The organism is Sphingomonas endophytica (genome assembly GCF_001476895.1).
GTDB classification, from domain to species: Bacteria; Pseudomonadota; Alphaproteobacteria; order Sphingomonadales; family Sphingomonadaceae; genus Sphingomonas; species Sphingomonas endophytica_A.
This window is the reverse complement of record NZ_LDTB01000197.1, coordinates 1-798: the sequence shown is the minus strand read 5'-3', so window position 1 is coordinate 798 and position 798 is coordinate 1. Positions and strand designations below refer to the sequence as shown.

2 protein-coding genes are annotated in these 798 nt (G+C 61.0%); one reads left to right on the top strand and one right to left on the bottom strand.

Annotated elements, in window-relative coordinates; translation table 11 throughout:
• The first annotated feature begins 108 nt into the window (after positions 1 to 108).
• On the top strand, positions 109 to 345 hold the full coding sequence (locus NS334_RS16715; RefSeq protein WP_428835071.1) for a CsbD family protein: 237 nt from the start codon (positions 109 to 111) through the stop codon (positions 343 to 345).
• 203 nt (positions 346 to 548) lie between these two features.
• Here the strand turns inward: NS334_RS16715 and NS334_RS16710 are convergent.
• Positions 549 to 798: helix-turn-helix transcriptional regulator (locus NS334_RS16710; protein WP_153002806.1), on the bottom strand; the 250-nt coding region annotated here is incomplete at its 5' end.

Here is a 798-nt window from a genome sequence, read left to right as displayed (position 1 = left end):
CAACAGGGACCCTGCAATGTCGTTCCTATCTGTCCTGGTTCAGGCGCGGACTTATGACTGCGCAGCTTTGACGCATCGCTCGCCAGGAACGAAGCGTCGGCGCACCCGTTGGACGATCTCATCTTTCAACGGAGGATCGCGATGGATTGGAATCGTGTCGAAGGCAACTGGAAGCAAATGAAGGGTAAGATCAAGGAGCAGTGGGGCAAGCTGACCGATGACGATCTCGATGTGATCGCCGGCAAGCAGGACCAGCTCGAAGGCCGTTTGCAGCAGCGCTACGGCTATGCCAAGGATCAAGCCACGAAGGAAGTGAATGACTGGTACGGCCGCCAGGAATGGTGACCGCTGCGCATTCCAGGGCCCCGCTTGCGGGGCCCTTTGCTTTGCGCCGCTTGGAATAGGGGCCAATGTCAAACGTTCAAGGCGTGCCGTCATCGCCTCGAGCAAGGGGCATCCAGCCGATCACGGTCCGACCGACCCAGCCTCGCCGCGAGGGGATTGGTCTATGACTGAAGTTGAAGCCCGTATGACGCGAAGACGGTGCCCTAACCCTCGCCTAGATACTGGCTCGGAGCAATGCCGAAGGTTCGCTTGAACATCGCGGCGAATGCGCTGGGGCTCTGATAGCCGTGCTCCATCGCGACCTCCAGGATCGATGCACCGGCGGCAAGCCGCGGCAGGCTCAGCATCAGCCGCATGCGTCGCCGCCACTCGCCGAAGCTCATTCCGAGTTCCTTCTGAAACAGTCTGGCCAGCGTACGGCCGCTCATGGCGCACTCCGCCGCCAGGCTTTCC